This is a genomic window from Pseudoflavonifractor capillosus (assembly GCF_016902575.1).
Lineage (GTDB): Bacteria > Bacillota > Clostridia > Oscillospirales > Oscillospiraceae > Enterenecus > Enterenecus capillosus_A.
In genome coordinates, this window is record NZ_JACSNZ010000113.1 from 1 (window position 1) to 881 (window position 881).

The following is an 881-nucleotide window of genomic DNA, read 5'->3' on the forward strand; positions in this document are numbered from 1 at the left end:
TGTTATACACAGTCACCATGCTGTCCACCAATCCATTGGAGGGCATACGCACCCCGGACTCGTAGTCCGCCAAAGATCGTGTGGAAATGTCCAGCAGCTCCGCTGCACGCTCCTGGGTAATTCCCGCAGCCATACGGGCCTTCTTGTAGATATTCCTGCTATCTGTCTGCATGGTCATGCCCCCATTTCTGTGGTATCGTTTAGACAGTCCCTCGGGTGGCTTACAAACAGGTCACCGATGGGGACACCAAGCACCTCAGCAATGAGAGGGAGCTGTCTGGTTTTGGGCAAATATCTCTCATTCTCCCAATCACTAACAGTGCCTTGGGAGGCACCGACCGCCTGCCCAAAGGCAATTTGGTCAATGCCTGCGGATTGACGCAGTTCCTTTATCCGCATCACCAATATCCTCACCTCCTCTTATTGGTTAAACCGATAATACACCGATATTTTTTCTGTGTCAATAGTTTTATTTGTTTTTTATCGGTTATTCCTATATTCCGTTGCAACCAATCGGAAATCCCGATATTATCAACACAACAAGGAGGTGAGTTTTGTGGTCAATCTCAAGGCTTCAAGGAAAGCAGCTGGACTCACTCAAGCGGAGGTTGCCTCGCATATCGGCCTATCTCAACCACAGTATTCAGCGTGGGAGAATGGGAAATCAAAGATAGATCATATCTCTCTGGAGCGGCTTGCAAAGCTATTTGGATGCTCTGTTGATGCGCTCATCAATAACCCCAAAAAAGCGGCCCGAATCCCCGTCCTAGGCGACGTTGCCGCCGGCATCCCCATTGAGGCCGTAACCGACATTGTGGACTATGAGGAGATCGACGACGCCATGGCCGCCAGCGGGGAACACTTTGGACTGAGGATCAAAG

General features: G+C 50.3%; 3 protein-coding genes. 1 reads left to right on the plus strand and 2 read right to left on the minus strand.

Features of this window, described 5'->3' with window-relative positions; all coding sequences use genetic code 11:
• Positions 1-178: helix-turn-helix domain-containing protein (locus H9X86_RS12105; protein ID WP_346011476.1), on the minus strand; the 178-nt coding region annotated here is incomplete at its 3' end.
• Positions 175-399 (minus strand): helix-turn-helix transcriptional regulator, encoded by a 225-nt coding sequence (locus tag H9X86_RS13075; protein ID WP_430736106.1) that lies wholly within the window; start codon positions 397-399, stop codon positions 175-177. The genes H9X86_RS13075 and H9X86_RS12105, both read right to left, overlap by 4 nt.
• Positions 400-556: 157 nt before the next feature.
• On the opposite strand from H9X86_RS13075, the gene H9X86_RS12115 reads away from it, so the two are divergent.
• Positions 557-881: helix-turn-helix domain-containing protein (locus tag H9X86_RS12115; protein ID WP_204901746.1), on the plus strand; the 325-nt coding region annotated here is incomplete at its 3' end.